Raw genomic sequence first — 15,971 nt, forward strand, 5'->3', positions numbered from 1 at the left:
GCCTCTTCCATTCCTTCTCTTTCACGAAGGATACTAATATTTTCACTCATCACATTATACCCTACCTTGCCTAATACTTCAAGTTACAAAAAGATACGTACCATGCTGCGTCTACTTCGCATCAGTCTCCAGGCCACTCATGGAGCTGCTCCCGTTCAGACTGAACACGATCTCTGAGTACCGCTTGTGCGCGCTTGGCATAATCCTGATAGTTTCGATCCTTTTTGGCACCAAAATATATTTTTATTGTACGAAGCACATCATAAACGTCTTCATTTGGTGGCGCAAATACGACCTTGGCGAGGAAACATTCTGTCGCTTCATCTGTATGTTTATATGTTTCCTCATTTAAGGGGCCGCCCATTCCCCTTAGAACAGCCTGCAATACATTACCAATATCAACATACTCCCTGCTGTCAGGTGCAGCTGCCTGTAAGCGCTCCACCAATCCAATCTTGTTTGCCACCGCTGCACCAGAATACTCAGGCATAATATGATGAATTCCCTCATGCAACAGCCAGTCCCTTATCTTCTCTGTAGCTGGTTCCAACCATTCAACTGCATGAATTCTCCCCCAACCATGAACATTTTGCGCTATCTCGAAAATTTTCTCATTACCATGTTTCAATTTGCTGAGCAGGTAGATCGCAAACAAGGTAAATTCATCGGAGAGGCCCATCTTTTCGACAATCGCTATAACAGGATCATCATCTTCTAAATCTATAATCGCCAATACGCTTATAGCAAATTTTACAATCTCCTTTTCTTGGGTGTTGATCAGCAAAGAACGTGCAAAAGCGTATATTCTATCACCATCAAGATCATCACGGTTAGTCAAAATCCATTTTTGAACCGCCTCCATGCAGGCTATCATTACATTCTCTTCATCATCAAAAAAATCCAACAACATCGTGTCAGCTATGGAATAATGATTCGCCGATATTTCCCGAACAGCATGTATTAACGGACTAATATCTGGAACTGGATATCTGTTATGATAAACGTATATGCCATCCCGAGCACCATCCGCCCATACAAGTCCATCTGAAGATTTTTTCGTTTGCAGCGTAAAGGATTCAGGCAACTCATCAGCATCCTGCAACGCTTCATCAATTTTATCGAAAATCGACGTCGTCAAATGAAAAACAGCATCATCGGACATAGGACTTAAGCCCTTAGCCGCTCTTTTCAGCTCCAAATCCTTTACGTTTTCTTCTCCTTCATCATATCCTGCCATAACAGCACGCTTATACCACGCCAAAGCGATTTCCTCATTTTTATGAACAGCCAACCCATCTTCATACAAACTTCCAATATTATTCATGGCTATCCCCATATTAAGTGGAACAACTTTTCTCAAGTAATACAAGGCAGTTCCATAATCCTGCTTAAAATAGCAGCCATGATAATACATGCTGGCCAAATCTATAAATGCATATTTATCCCCTAGACATGCTGCTTTAGCAAAACATTCAGCCGCTTTTTTGTAATCCTGCTCTACCACAAGACCTTTTTTATAAAAAGCTCCCGTTTCATCCAAACCTTCAGCATCATCCAACTCAGCTGATCTTGAATACCATCGAAAAGATTGCTCATAATCTGACTCTCCATCAATTCCAAGATAATATAAATTCCCCAAAGAATTCATCGCAGTCGTAGATCCCTTATTTGCCATTGCCAGGTACATATCTCTGGCAACGCTCGTATTTTGTGGAACGCCCTGCCCATTTTTATATAGGAGCGCTAAGTTCTCATAAGCCATATCAGAACCATAGGCAGCACCTCTTCTAAACCACTTCAAGGCCAGTGTATAATCCTGCTCCACCCCGTAGCCGCGATAATACATCATACCCAGATCATTCATGGCATCACGGTTTCCCATACAGGCTGATTTTTCTAATAATTTTAACCCTTGAAGATAATCTTCCTTTTTTTCATTGCTATTCGTATCGATTAAATCACATGCTTCATCGTACCATTCCTTTCCAGGATTGTCATTAACATCGTTTATCGTGAATATAAAATTTTTATCACGAACATCATTCACGCCGCCTCCAACCATCTCAAAACTTTCCGGCGGATACAAATAATCTTTCCCTGATTCATCGATAATACGATACCAACCTTTTTCAACAGCAAGAACTACATAAATTTTTCCATTCATGCAATTTAAAGAATTCTCTTTCTCAATGTATCTTACTTCCAACTTCCTCACCTCATGCTATAATATATATTGCAAATCTCAATCAAATATCCTGCCGCTTTGCGATCCGGACAGACGACGGCAACGCTCATACTGCGCCGTCACGACAGGAAGCAAGAAAAAAGGAAGCAGCCTACTTCAACCGGCAAGACTGCTTCCTTTTTATGCCATCCGGCCGCCTGCGCCATTACTTGTGCGGGCGGTTCCGTCTCTCGAATTCAGGGAAATCCTCTTCCTTGACATTCGCCAAGCTGCGACAAGATCCTGCCACTCATGTAGATAACCTTCTATTCATGACAATTTACTCATCCCGCAATAAGTCATTTTCTTTCAGATATTCTTGAAAATGCAGCATGATCTTTGCATTACGCTGAACAATGTCTGTTTCCGTAAAATCCGTTTGCTTATTCGCTAAATCCAGCAATTCCTTGATGTTTGTGCCATATACCTTCTGATTGCGGGAATTTATAAAGCTCGTATAATATTTCTTCTTGTCAGCAAACCGATAGTCAGAAGCCCGGATATTGATTCTCTTCTCCAACAAAGCTTTGTTGCCCAAACTTTCCAGATTCCTTGGGTTCGATAAACAGCCTTCTTTCGCTTGCCGATTCCGCGCAAAGATATGTTCAATTTGAAACGACGTTTCAAGAGCCGGCAATTCTTGTCCTTCATCTTGGCATGCCCACCAGGTCAGCATAGACTTCGTAATGGCACGATTGTTGCTGAACGCATAATTGTTCAATACACTTTGCAAATGCTGCGCCTGGAAAAGGTATTCATCAAATTTTATCGGCAACTTCTTCACAACATTGACCATTTCTGCAAATACAGGTGTTCGCAAAGCATTTACACCTGGGTTCGTCACAGCATAGGCCCAAATAAATGCCGTAATCTTATTCAGGAATCGATAAAAAGATTCATCCTCCAACATTCCATCCGAATCGCGGTAGGTCATATAGTAAACCGAAACAAAATACGTCCACATGCCATTGGGTGCATAATTGAGTACAAAAAGACGTCGCAATACTTGATCTGAAAAACGTGCCTTGCTTTGATCCTGCACATCATTCCAGAAATTCGCCAAATCAATCAGATTTTCAAACGTTTGCTCACACTTCAGCAGCGCATACGAATCACGCTCATAAAATGTACGCAATGCTTCTGTCGTAGAAGTCTTGATTCCCTGTTTCGCTCGTTCATAATACATGTAACGTGTGAAAAGTTCATCCATAGGGGTTCCTGTAATGGGATGAAAGATCGATTCACAAAGAACTTCGAGATCCTTCCACCGCTGGATGAATTGATCCTTCTCTCCCTTAGAAGAGAAATATTTATAGAACTGTGCTTTGAAGATATCTGCATCTGATAACGGCTTGCCACGGTCGTTCAAGGTCGAGAAAATCCGCAGTGCTGTATCCTGAGACTCAGCCTCGATTGGTAGGAGGATACAATTATTCATGATACGAATGGGAAAATACGAAAACCAATCTGGATACGCATTGAGAAAATCTGCTATTTTCATTTGAAAGAATTGATAGTTCATCGCATAATTGCTTTTCCAATCCTTTTGGACAATGCCAGTCTTGAGAATGTTCAAGAATTCATTTTTCTGTTCATCGGTTGCCACTTCCGAATCAATTTTCAAAGCAGATTTATCCGGATCACCAAATTCATCTGTCTTCCAAATGCACTGTTCGATGAATTTACTTGTCTTAAGAGCTCGGTCATTCTTCATGCTTCCATATTTATCATAAAATGCACGCAGCAAGAGCATCAAGGTAGTCAAACGCTGCTGTCCATCGATGATTTCCATTTTTCCATCTTCATTCTTGAAAGTTACAATAGGACCAAGAAAATACTCATCCGTATCGCTATCGAACTTATCACAGTTATTATCCGGAAATGAAAAAAAGAACAAATCGTCCCAAAGCGTTTGGCATTCCTTCTCGCCCCAGGCATACGGCCGTTGATAATCCGGTATCAGAAAATCTGTTTTCTTTTCACTGAACAAGGTCCGTACACTTTTTTGATCAATATTAAGCTTCGACATATCCTTACCGCCTTTCCTGCGTTTACTATCGTTCCTAATTCAGTTTATTCTTCATCCTTTTTTTCAAAAGCTGTACCGATACCAAAATATTTCTCAAAAAAAGCCTTGAGCTTTCTTATGATGGTCTGCTTCTTATCCGCCCGCTTCGAACTGCCAAAACGCGAAATCGGCGGCATGAGCGTATCGACATCTGTCCCTGTCGTTTTCACTTCGCCATCACGGAATGAATTCTCCATAAATGCTCTCGTCTCCTGCGGTTTAAGCCGTTCTTCCTGTATGATGGCTGCTAAGTCCTGCTCCCGCTGTTCAGTAACAAAGCGATTCCACTCATCCATGACATCGTCTACTTCACCGAGTCCGGCCATAAAATGGTCAATCAGCGTTTTTTTGCTCCGGAGTTCCGGACTCGAATCCACAGCCTTATGAATCGATACCAACAGATCCTTATCCTTGCAATGACTATCGTGATACTTCTTGACAAGCATCAGAATATAATCGATATTAATTTCAATTTGCTTGATAAGTTCAATCTCGAAAATAATGTCATCAGTGATATCGGTTCGTTCTCCATTTTCTCTCCGGCGTTTCCACTCATCCCGCAAGTCCTGATACTTACCCAGATAATCCTGCAAATCCCGCTCGGAAAGGATCTCCTTGCCAGTAAAATCATCAAAGGAAAGCAAGAGATTCCGCATGCGAAGAATTGCACCAAAAAGCTTAATGAAATCTTTCTGCTTTTGTTCACCTATGATTTGCGGCTCTGCCACAGGAAAGTTCATTGTCAACTTCTCAATCAAATTGACATAGCCCGGAACATATTTTCCGTCATCATCCCGATAGCCATAATAATAATCTTCGAATTTCCGAATCAGGACAATCCCGCCTGCATCTTTGTCACCAAACAATGCAATCGCATCATCCACTTTCTTCCGCAACGGGCGAAAACAGACAATATTGCCGAAAGTTTTGATACTGTTGAGAATACGATTTGTCCGACTGAAGGCCTGGATTAGTCCATGCATCCTGAGATTCTTATCCACCCATAAGGTATTGAGCGTCGTTGCATCAAAACCAGTCAAGAACATATTGACGACAATCAGTAAATCCAGTTCCTTATTCTTCATGCGCAGGGATACATCCTTGTAATAGTTCTGGAACTTATCACCAGATGTATCATAATTCGTATGGAACATCACATTGTAATCTTGTATCGCGGATTCAAGAAAATCACGAGCCGTCTGGTCAAGACACGAGGTATCTTCCGAATTCTCTTCATCAAGAAGACCGTCTATTTCCTCTTCATTGGCAGCATAACTATAGATAACCGCTATTTTTAACCGTTTCGTCGGCTGTTCCTTCATGAGTCTGCAGAATTCTTCATAATATGCTTTTGCCATTGGGACACTGGAAACAGCAAAAATGGAATTGAATCCACTGAGACGCTGCTTCCGTTTGATTTCCTCCACCGTGCCCTGACTGGCAGAAGCAACTTCTGAAATATTGAGCAGGGAATTATAGACATACGTCTTATTGCCCCGGTATGTCTTCTGGTCAAAATGATCCAAAATATAATTAGCAACAAGAGAGATACGTTCCGGTGCCTCAAAGGCTTTTTGCCGGTCGATATCCCAGACTTCCTCATCTTTAATATTCTCCTCTTCCTTCATCGTCCTGATGTAATCCACACGGAAAGGAAGGACATTCTTGTCATGGATGGCATTCACAATCGTATACGTATGCAGACAATCACCAAACGTCTGTGCCGTCGTCGCATACTTGGGATGTTTAATGATGTTGCCGGTATTTCTAGAGAATATGGGGGTTCCGGTAAAGCCGAACATATAATATTTTCGGAAGTACTTTACGATAGCAGCATGCATATCTCCGAACTGACTGCGATGGCATTCATCAAAGATAATAACGACTTGCTGGCAATAGATATCATGTTCATGATTGCGTTTAATAAAGGTTGAAAGCTTCTGGATGGTCGTGATGATGATACGCGCTTGCGGGTCTGCGAGCTGGCGTTCCAGGACTTTCGTTGACGTATTTCCATTCGCCGCGCCCTTTTCGAAACGGTCATATTCTTTCATCGTCTGATAATCCAGATCCTTGCGGTCTACGACAAACAATACTTTATCAATATAAGGAAGTTGCGAGGCAATGCGCGCCGTCTTAAAAGAAGTCAACGTTTTACCGGAACCAGTCGTATGCCAGATATAGCCGCCCGCAGCAATACTGCCGTATTTCTTATAGTTATGAGCAATCTCGATGCGATTGATGATGCGTTCCGTCGCGGTAATCTGATAAGGACGCATGACTAACAGCAGATTTTCCGAAGTAAAAATGCAGTATTTAGCCAAGACATTCAGGATTGTATGCCTGGCAAAAAACGTTCTGGCTACATCAACAAGATCCGTAATCGGCTTGTTATTGGCATCGGTCCAAAAAGAAGTGAACTCAAAACTGTTACTCGTCTTTTCCTTTTTCACACGTTTCGTACTATGATCCTTGATGGCATTATAACGGGTACTGTTGGAATAGTATTTCGTATTCGTACCATTAGAGATGACGAAAATCTGCACGTATTCATACAACCCACAGCCGGCCCAGAACGAATCCCTCTGATAGCGGTTGATTTGATTGAACGCTTCGCGAAGAGGCACGCCTCTGCGTTTGAGTTCGATATGGACCATTGGCAACCCGTTCACCAGCACCGTGACATCATAACGGTTATCGTGATGGGCTCCTTGTTCTTTATGGATGGCATATTGATTGATGACCTGCAGACAGTTATTGTGAACATGCTTGCGGTCAAACAGCGTGATATTCTTGGACATGCCGTTATCCCGCTTCAATACCTGAATGTTGTCTTCCTGGATCTTTGCCGTTTTTTCCACAATGCCTTCGTTCTTATTGGCAATGACATCCGTGAAAAAACGCTTCCATTCGCTGTCGCTAAACTTGTAATCATTCAATAGTTCAAGCTGCGTGCGGACATTGGCAATCAAATCTCCTTCCGAATGGATGGGCAAATATGTATAACCTTGTTCGCAAAGCAAATCAATGAATTCTTTTTCCTGATCTGCTTCTGTCTGATAAGAAGCCTGCCGTTCCCTTACAGCCTCGTACTCGGTGATGACTGTGTCTTCCGTCGTCTGCGCGACAATATTGAAATACGGCATAAACACACGCCTCCTAAACCATTATCCCTGTTTCTGCCTAAAGTCAAGCAGTTTATCTCTGTAATACTCATATTGTTTCTGACGAGCTTCAATCTCCGCCGGAAGTCCAGTAGAAATACCAGTGCAAATCCTGTTAAATGTATCCAAAAGATGAACGATTTGTTTCTGCTCCACAAGGGTAGGAAGAGGAATAATCGTACTAAGGATAAGAGCCGAATTAAGATCACCTCTGGCTCCCTGTTTTTTTCGAAGTAACTCTTCGTAACCATTCATCACGCAAAAATATATATACTGATATAAAGCTATCTCTTCTTTTATTTGAAGATTTAAGCAATGCTGATTTGTTGTAGCCCTTATTTTATTGACTGCACATCTGCCAGCTGATGCTCCAGAAATCGCAACAATAACGCAGTTTTCCGGAATCCATTTCACAGCAGTTTCATCTACCGCTGTCTGTGTAATATAGCTATCTACTGAAAAAATTTCATTGAAATCAACATCTTGTGTCCTAATCCATGGAATATTCCCTCCCTGATAATACTTCGCTTCTGATTTTTTTGGAGTTGCTCCCGAACTCTTTTCCTTTACCACATCTGCCAGAAATACCATTGCATACCCAAAAACATATTGGAATAATTTAATCAGACTCTGTCTGTCTGTCTGTCTGTCTGTCTGTCTGTCTGTCTGTCTGTAAGAATGCTATTTCCAGTTGCAGCAAATGTCAATAGCTGGTCGCGATAAAATTCATATTGTTTTCGGCGCGCTTCAATTTCAGCGGGCAGTTCAATATTCAAATCTTTACATATAGATTCAAAGTTATCTAACACATCAATTAATCTTCTTTGTACCTTTAGAGAGGGTATTGGTACAGGGAAATTATTTAACATCGGTCGTCTAATAGAAGCCACTGAACCTTGAAACATTGTTTTCTCGATATACGATGAAAAAGCTGCTCTCATATAATGAAAGTAATATCTTGGCAAGATCTCCGACGATGTAATATGGATACGATAAGCACGTTGATGTAAAGCATATTTTCCTTCCACATAATGAAAAATTTTTCCTACACCAACTCCATCCTCTGCCGTAATAATAGCGATTTCATCATATTCATATTGATTCATTCTTAATACTTCTTGAGAACGAACAAAAAATGGATACGTTCCATTATCTACAGCATCTTTTGTATTGCTGTTACCCGTTCCAATATCAGCAATATCTTTTAATTTTACTGTCTTAATGATATTCGTAAATGTCAATAGTTGACCTCGATAGTATTCATATTGCTTCTTTCGAGCTGTAAGCTCCGTTGTAAGCTCTGTTGTAAGCTCTGTGAAATTATCTAAGATACGGACAATTTCACGTTGTATCTCTAAAGGTGGTATTGGAATTATAATGGATTTAATAGCTGGTACACTAGAATGAACAACTTTACTTTTAACCTTGCCTGCACTCTTTTGTTTTCTTGCATTACTGGTTTCCAATGCATAAGCCAAATACTTTGGATTTTGGTTATGTTTCAATACGACAATATCTCCACCAGCTAAGCATTTCTCATAGCCGATATATACGCACGATTTTGCAATATCTTCCACATTCTCACCAGTGATTGCAAATAAAATATCTCCATGTTCGAAGTATTTCGGGTTCTTATAAAAATCAAGCTGTGTATGAGAAATACATTGGTCAAACGATATGTGATACGTGGTATATATTTCACCATATCGAACACAAGGGATACCCGTTGATGTAATCTGATTTCGTTTAATCCCTGTTCCGCGATATAACTCTACTGCAATATCTCCTAGTTTCTTGTATTCCACTCCATCCGGGCAGAGCTCCTGAATCAATTCATCCAATTTACTCATTGGCTTTGCCCTCCTCGATTTCTGCTATAATCTTGTCGATTTCTTCACGGAGCACCTGCTCGCGGGCGACAATCGTCTTGATTTCTGCATTGAGCTTGACGATATCGATTTTCTCCCGTTTGTCTTCCTGCTCAACGTACGTGCTGACTGAAAGATTGTAGTTCTCATTCTTGACTTCATCATAAGGAACCAAGCGACTGAAGTATTGTTCATCTGTGCGATTGGTAAAGGTTTCGACAATGTGGTCAATATTCTCTGCCGTCAGTTTGTTGTTGTTCGTGACCTTTATGCATGCATTGGTCGCATCGACAAAAAGAATTTTATTATCCGTCTTGCCCTTCTTCATGACCATGATGCAGGTCGCAATAGTCGTACCATAGAACAAGTTGCTCGGCAACTGGATGATGCAATCAACAAAGTTATTGTCGACAAGGTACTTGCGGATTTTCTGTTCGGCACCGCCGCGATACATGATACCGGGGAAGCAGACGATAGCTGCCGTACCATTGGATGCCAGCCAAGAAAGAGAATGCATGATGAAAGCCATATCGGCTTTGCTCTTCGGTGCCAGTACCCCAGCTGGCGAAAACCGGGGATCATTGATGAGCAGTGGATTGCTGTCTCCAGCCCATTTGATGGAATACGGCGGATTGGACACAATCAGTTCAAATGGCTCGTCATCCCAGTGCTGCGGATTAATCAAGGTATCTTCACAGGCAATATCAAATTTATCAAAACCGATGTCATGAAGAAACATGTTGATGCGGCAAAGATTGTACGTTGTGATATTGATTTCCTGTCCAAAGAAACCGTTTATGACACCATCCTTGCCAAGAATCTGAACGGCTTTCAGAAGCAGGCTTCCGCTCCCACAAGCCGGGTCATATACCTTATTGACTTTGGTCTTACCAACAGTTCCAAGTCGTGTGAGCAAGACCGATACATCCGCAGGAGTAAAGAACTCGCCACCCGATTTACCTGCATTGGAGGCATACATGCTCATCAGATATTCATAGGCATCGCCAAATGCATCAATATCATGATCCTGCACGTCGCCAAGCTTCATCTCAGATATACCGGTCAAGAGTTTGCTGAGCCTTTCGTTGCGCTTTGTTACCGTAGCACCAAGTTTATTGCTATTGACATCGAAATCATCAAATAGGCCTGCAAAGTCGCTTTCTGCCTCGCTGCCCTTTGCCGACTCTTCAATATGACGGAAAACACATTCCAATGTTTCATTCAGGTTCTCATCATCTTCTGCCCGTGCGGTGACATTCGCAAAAAGCTCACTAGGCAGGATAAAGAACCCCTTTTCTTCCACCAGTCCGTTTCTCGCCTCTTCTGCCTCCTCATCAGCCATCGCTGCGTAATCAAAATCCGTATTACCGGCATCATGCTCTCCCTGATTAATATAGTTTGTCAAATTTTCTGAGATATAGCGATAGAACATGGCACCGAGTACATAATTCTTGAAGTCCCAGCCATCTACAGCCCCTCGCAACTCATCGGCAATTGCCCATATCGCACGATGAAGCTCTTCACGCTCTTTTTCTTTTTTGTTGTCCGTTACCAACAGCGTATCCCCCAAATCTATCATTCATAAAATATCGCGTACAATAATGACATCACTATTATACGAAACATCGAGGCTTATTGTAAACCACGTCAGCACCATGCTGTTTGCTTTATGCAAGTCGACAGATGACGCTTTCCCTTGTCACCTCCTCCGTCGATACGATATAATGAAGGAGAAGAATCGCGAGAGGAGGTACGCCAGTGAATCAGAACAGACAGGCAGATGCGCTCAAGGCTTGGGAGGATTTGACCATTGCGGACAACTTCATCTTCCAGAAAGTCATGCGCAAGAAACGGTTGTGCAAGCGGCTAATCGAGAACATCCTGAATATCAAGATCCGCAGGATTACCTTCCCGGAAACGGAGAAAGATATCCGGGTGCGCCGCGACAGCAAGAGCGTGCGGCTCGACGTCTACGTCGAGGACGACCAGGGCACGCTCTACGACATCGAAATGCAGACGACAGACTACGCCACGCCGGACGAGCTGCCGAAGCGCACGCGCTATTATCAGGCCATGATGGACATGGATGTGCTCAACAAAGGCGAACTCTACACGACGCTGCGCCGGACGTACATCATCTTTATCTGCACATTCGATCCGTTTGAACGAAACGAGCTTGGACGAGGCCGCAGCTTCTATACGTTCCGCGAGACGTGTCAGGAAGAACCACGTTTCCTCATGGGCGATGACACGACGAAAATCTTCCTGAACAGCAAGGGCAGACGTGAAGGCATCAACCGCGATCTGGCCGCGTTTCTCGACTACATCGAGGGCAAGACTCCGCAGGGAAAGTTCGCAGAAAGCATTGCAGAAGCCGTGGAAACGGCCAAGGAAAACAAGGAAATGAAGGTGGAATACATGACGTTTTACATGGAATTGCGCCGCCGCGAAGAAAAGGGCCGCGAGGAAGGCCGTGCTGAAGGTCGTGCCGAAGGACTTGCGGAAGGGGAAGCAAAAGGTACGGTAAAGGGCCGCTGGATGATACTGATGGAACTCGTTCATGACGGTGTCATCACGATGAAAGAAGCCGCCCAGCGGGCCGGCATGACGGAAGAAGCATTCCGCAAGCTGACCACACACTGATGAAGAATAAAAATGCAGCCATCCATTCGGGTGGCTGCATTTTTTGATGTCACGCGACGCCCGGCCAGTGCTCGACGAACTGGATCTTGATGTCGGGGAAGCTGTCGACGTACTGGATCGTGAAATCCTCGCCGTAGTCCACGAACTGCCATTCGCCGATGTCGTCGGGGAAATGCTCGACGGCTTTGACACGCAGATCGGGGAAACTGCTGACGATTTTAACCTTGATATCGGCATTGTAATCGACGACCTTGATCTTGCCGGCCAGGCGGATGCCTTTGTAGTATCCGTCCTGGTTGATGGGTGAAGCGGCAAATGCCTGCGTCATGGTTACGGTGAGCAGCATGACGGCGCAGAGCATACCAGCCAAAATATTCCGAAATTTCATTGTAAGCACCTCCGTATCTTCTTTGTATCTTTTATGAATGGATTCGAGATGCAGCCGTCAAAATCCTGCCGCGGCATCCCCGGAGAAGGTGCCCCGAAGGGGCGAAAGAGGTCTTTGAGCTGGCGGGCACGCAGTACGGGCTCGATTTTCATGGAGCAGCAAAGCGAATACATGCAGTTTCCCCTATCGGCCCTGCGGGCCACTTCCCCAAAAGAGGGAAGCTTCGATTCAGGCAAGACTTCCCAATAAAATCGTATCAGGAAATAATTGTTGACATATGCCATAAAAGGGATTATGATGCTTATAGATGACATATGTCAGTAATTTGTGGAGTTGAGGTGATATGAATGGGGAGATTGGCCAAGGCGCGGCGCGTTTGCGGACTGCCGGTGTATGCGCAGTTTTCGCCGCATCCGGATGACGCGAAGGCGCCCGTACGCATGGAGGTCGAGGATTTTGAATGCATCCGCCTCATGGATTACCTCGGCATGACGCAGGAGGAATGTGCCGTGCAGATGGGCGTGGCCCGCACGACGGTACAGGCCATCTATACGCGGGCGCGGCGGCGCCTGGCGGGGGCGCTCGTCGAAGGCCGGCCGCTGGTGATTACGGGCGGAAATTTCGAAATCTGCCCGCAGGCGGAATCCGCAGGCTGCAGGTCCTGCTGCGCACCGCTCCCCTGCACCTCGGCAAATTCAGCGGCAGAGTCGGCAGTTTTTCCAGCCAGGGCGGAGGCAAATCCGGCGGATGCCCCGATGGATTCGAATGCGACCGGCTCCCATATAAGGAAAGGAAGGATTTTCATGCGAGTAGCGATCCCTTACGATGAAGGACAGGTTTTCCAGCATTTTGGCAGAAGCGAGCAGTTCAAGCTCTATGAGGTGACGGACGGGGCCATCACGGGCTCTGAAATCCTGGAAGCCAACGGAGCCGGCCACGGCGCGCTCGTCACGCTTCTCAAGCAGGAGCACGTCGAGGTTCTGATCTGCGGCGGCATCGGCGCTGGCGCACAGAACGCATTGAAGGAAGCGGGCATCCGTTTTTACGGCGGCGTGCAGGGAAGCGCAGACGAAGCGGCCGCCGATTTCCTCGCAGACCGTCTCGCCTATGACCCGGCCGTCCACTGCGAGCATCATGGCGCGGGCGAGGGACATGGCCACGGCTGCCACCACCATCACAGCGAAGGCGAGGGTCACGGCTGCCATCATCATCATGACGGCGCAGGCCATGGCCACAGCCACGGCAGTCATCACGAAGCTTGAAAGGAGTGGCGGTCATGAAAGCGGATTGTGCCAATTGCCCGACGCATGCCTGCTACACCAGGGGCGTCAACTGCACGGGCGTCGATAAAGATACCATCCTCGCGGCGTATTCGGAGGAAGAGCGCCGGATCATGAAGGCGGCGGCTTACGTCGAAGGCACGTTTTACAGCAACATCACACGGCTCGAGGAAACAGCGGAGTTCGCCAAGGCGATGGGCTACCACAAACTCGGCATGGCGTTCTGCATCGGATTGAACGCCGAGGCCCGCTACATCGCCCGGTTCTATGAAAAGCAGGGCTTTGCCTTTTACAGCGTCTGCTGCAAGAACTGCAGCTTTGCCAAGAAGGAACTCGGCCTCAAGCAGGTCAAGCCGGAACTTGAACACGAGGCCATGTGCAACCCGAAGTTCCAGGCGCGTTTCCTCGCCGAAGCCGGCACGGAGCTCTTCATCTCGTGCGGGCTCTGCGTCGGCCATGACGCGCTCTTCAACGCCGCCTGCCCCGGCCCCGTCACGACGCTCGTCGTCAAGGACCGCCTGCTCGCCCACAACCCGCTCGGTGCCATCTATTCGCGCTATTGGAAGCGCAAGCTCGGCATCATGGACGAAGGAGAAGTTTGACTGATCTCAGCCAAATACGTCAAAACGCCCGCCCCTGTGTCTTTGAAACACGGGGCGGGCGTTTTTCTATGCTTGTCCGGCCTTCTTATGCCTGTTCGGCGTACTCGGGGAAGGCGATGGAGTTTTCCTTGAAGATGTGGATGAAGACATCATCAAAGAGCTGTTCCATAGTGGCGTACGTATGACGGAACGTCGGGCAGGCATCTGCAGGCGGCGTGAAGTTGTCCGTGAGTTCCTGGATTTCCTTGATGATGTCGCCGGCGCCGCTGTGCTCCTGCTCCAGCTCCTCGACGAGTGCGAGCGTCTTGGCGTCGGGGTGCGGATGCTGACGCATCAGCGGGAAGACGAGCTGCTCTTCCTTGGCAAAATGCTCTTCGAGCTCGGCTTTGAGGCCGGCGTAGAGATGATGGAGGCGCGTGAGCATTTCACCGTGATGCGGGTAATGGACGATGAGGATCTTGTTGAGATATGCTTCCGTCTCGGCCATGAGTTTGCGGTCCGTGACGTGGTGCGTGGCTTCGAGGTCGTCGAGCATGTCCGTAACCTTGAGTTCCTTGAAGGATTCGATGTCCTCGTGTACGTCGCGCTGCTGCGTCTTGCGCGCCGCCACTTCATTGAGCTCCGCAAGGAATTTGTCCACGTCGAGCCCTTTCTCGCGGACCGCGATGGAAATGGCTTCGTGCCCGCCGCAGCAGTAATCGAGATGCAGGCCGTTGAGGAACCCGATCGTGTTCGGATGAGCCTTGACGACGTCGGCAAGTGTCATATCTTTCGTGATCATAGTATCGCTTCCTTTACAGATAGTACCAGTATTGATGCTTCTTGTTGTTTTGCTGTTGTTCTTTAAGCATCTTCAGTATATCGGATGGAAGCGATGGGTTCTGTAACATTTGCTACAGAGAACTTACAGATTGGCGAGGAGCATATCGCCGACCGTCGGATAGACGGCGCTTGCGGCCTCCTTCATGAAATCAGCGGCCGTTGCGACGGTGCAGCCCTTGAAATATTCGACGGCCGGCAGATCGTTGCGGTCGTCGCCAATGAAGAGGACCTGTTCCGGCTGCCAGCCCGTCACCTGCAGCAGATGGCGCACGCCGTCGCGCTTGTTGGCCTCGCGGCGGTTGAAATCGATGTAATTGCGGTTGATGTTGCCGACGATGCCGGGAAAGGCTTTTTCGACCTCGTGCGTCGTCGCCAGAGCTTCCTCGACCGAATCACAGCGCAGGCTGATCTGCACGGCATCGGGGAGTTTCTGCGCTTCGTCAAACGAGATCAGCGGCATCTCAATGGGCAGGCCGAACGGGATATCGGCGCCCGTGTCGAGCGTGAACATGCCGCGCTCCGTCAGGATGCGCAGCGGATGATGCGTCTCGCGGAGCACGGGCATGGCGAGCATGCCGTCACGCACGTCCGCGGGCACGACGAAGCTCTGCAGGATCCTGCCAGCGCCGTCGACGATCACGCCGCCGTTGTTGCAGACGAGGTAATCGGGCCTGAGCTCCGGGTACGGCGCGAGCGCATGACGGATGAGCCCGATCCCGCGTCCCGTACAGATGCCGAATTTATGGCCGGCTTTCTGCCAGCGCTGCACGGCCTCTATATTTTCCGCGGGAATCGGCTCCCCGTGCGGGCAAAACGTCCCGTCAAAATCCGTTGCTGCTAATTTCATCTGTTCCGCGGGCAGCGCCAATGCGCGACGCCCCCGCACACCACCTTTCTTTTCCTAGCGATTCC

The 15,971-nt window shown here is 46.6% G+C and carries 12 protein-coding genes; 3 read left to right on the plus strand and 9 right to left on the minus strand.

All coding sequences use genetic code 11. The features are described 5' to 3' along the window. Positions 1–121 precede the first annotated feature (121 nt). The 6 genes from DWZ54_RS09145 to DWZ54_RS09170 all read right to left on the minus strand — a co-directional run bounded on the left by DWZ54_RS09145 (position 122) and on the right by DWZ54_RS09170 (position 10,879). Positions 122–2,206: an SEL1-like repeat protein gene (locus DWZ54_RS09145; protein WP_118475727.1), complete on the minus strand. Its 2,085-nt coding sequence runs from the start codon at positions 2,204–2,206 to the stop codon at positions 122–124. Between the two features lie 298 nt (positions 2,207–2,504). Beyond that, entirely contained in the window at positions 2,505–4,253 is a 1,749-nt protein-coding gene (locus tag DWZ54_RS09150) for a DUF262 domain-containing protein (protein WP_118475729.1), read from the minus strand. Between the two features lie 44 nt (positions 4,254–4,297). Further along, positions 4,298–7,438, minus strand: coding sequence for a type I restriction endonuclease subunit R (locus DWZ54_RS09155; protein ID WP_118475731.1), 3,141 nt, complete (start codon positions 7,436–7,438; stop codon positions 4,298–4,300). A gap of 21 nt (positions 7,439–7,459) precedes the next feature. Next, on the minus strand, positions 7,460–8,047 hold the full coding sequence (locus DWZ54_RS09160) for a restriction endonuclease subunit S (protein WP_118475733.1): 588 nt from the start codon (positions 8,045–8,047) through the stop codon (positions 7,460–7,462). A gap of 32 nt (positions 8,048–8,079) precedes the next feature. Continuing rightward, positions 8,080–9,306 (minus strand): restriction endonuclease subunit S, encoded by a 1,227-nt coding sequence (locus tag DWZ54_RS09165; RefSeq protein WP_118475735.1) that lies wholly within the window; start codon positions 9,304–9,306, stop codon positions 8,080–8,082. Continuing rightward, positions 9,299–10,879 carry a type I restriction-modification system subunit M gene (locus DWZ54_RS09170; protein ID WP_233541670.1) on the minus strand — a complete coding sequence of 527 codons (1,581 nt, stop codon included), beginning with the start codon at positions 10,877–10,879 and terminating at the stop codon, positions 9,299–9,301. The genes DWZ54_RS09165 and DWZ54_RS09170 overlap by 8 nt, the downstream gene beginning before the upstream one ends. A 203-nt stretch (positions 10,880–11,082) precedes the next feature. On the opposite strand from DWZ54_RS09170, the gene DWZ54_RS09175 reads away from it, so the two are divergent. Further along, on the plus strand, positions 11,083–11,967 hold the full coding sequence (locus DWZ54_RS09175; RefSeq protein WP_118475739.1) for an Rpn family recombination-promoting nuclease/putative transposase: 885 nt from the start codon (positions 11,083–11,085) through the stop codon (positions 11,965–11,967). Between the two features lie 49 nt (positions 11,968–12,016). Here DWZ54_RS09175 and DWZ54_RS09180 read toward each other — a convergent pair whose 3' ends face one another. Further along, a complete protein-coding gene (locus tag DWZ54_RS09180) occupies positions 12,017–12,355 on the minus strand; it encodes a hypothetical protein (protein WP_199663319.1) in 339 nt (112 codons plus the stop codon). A gap of 347 nt (positions 12,356–12,702) precedes the next feature. Between DWZ54_RS09180 and DWZ54_RS12050 the strand changes: the two genes are divergently transcribed. Next, complete coding sequence (locus DWZ54_RS12050) at positions 12,703–13,617, plus strand: DUF134 domain-containing protein (RefSeq protein WP_118475741.1); 915 nt, start codon at positions 12,703–12,705, stop codon at positions 13,615–13,617. Between the two features lie 14 nt (positions 13,618–13,631). Next, on the plus strand, positions 13,632–14,237 hold the full coding sequence (locus tag DWZ54_RS09190) for a DUF1847 domain-containing protein (protein ID WP_118475743.1): 606 nt from the start codon (positions 13,632–13,634) through the stop codon (positions 14,235–14,237). A gap of 85 nt (positions 14,238–14,322) precedes the next feature. Here DWZ54_RS09190 and DWZ54_RS09195 read toward each other — a convergent pair whose 3' ends face one another. Together DWZ54_RS09195 and DWZ54_RS09200 are read right to left on the minus strand one after the other, a co-directional pair. Then, on the minus strand, positions 14,323–15,018 hold the full coding sequence (locus tag DWZ54_RS09195) for a DUF542 domain-containing protein (protein ID WP_118475745.1): 696 nt from the start codon (positions 15,016–15,018) through the stop codon (positions 14,323–14,325). Between the two features lie 123 nt (positions 15,019–15,141). Continuing rightward, positions 15,142–15,906, minus strand: a complete 765-nt coding sequence (locus tag DWZ54_RS09200) for an HAD-IIB family hydrolase (RefSeq protein ID WP_118475797.1) — start codon at positions 15,904–15,906, stop codon at positions 15,142–15,144. Positions 15,907–15,971: the final 65 nt, after the last annotated feature.

Origin of the sequence: Mitsuokella sp. AF33-22 (genome assembly GCF_003475755.1) — a bacterium.
GTDB lineage: Bacteria > Bacillota > Negativicutes > Selenomonadales > Selenomonadaceae > Mitsuokella.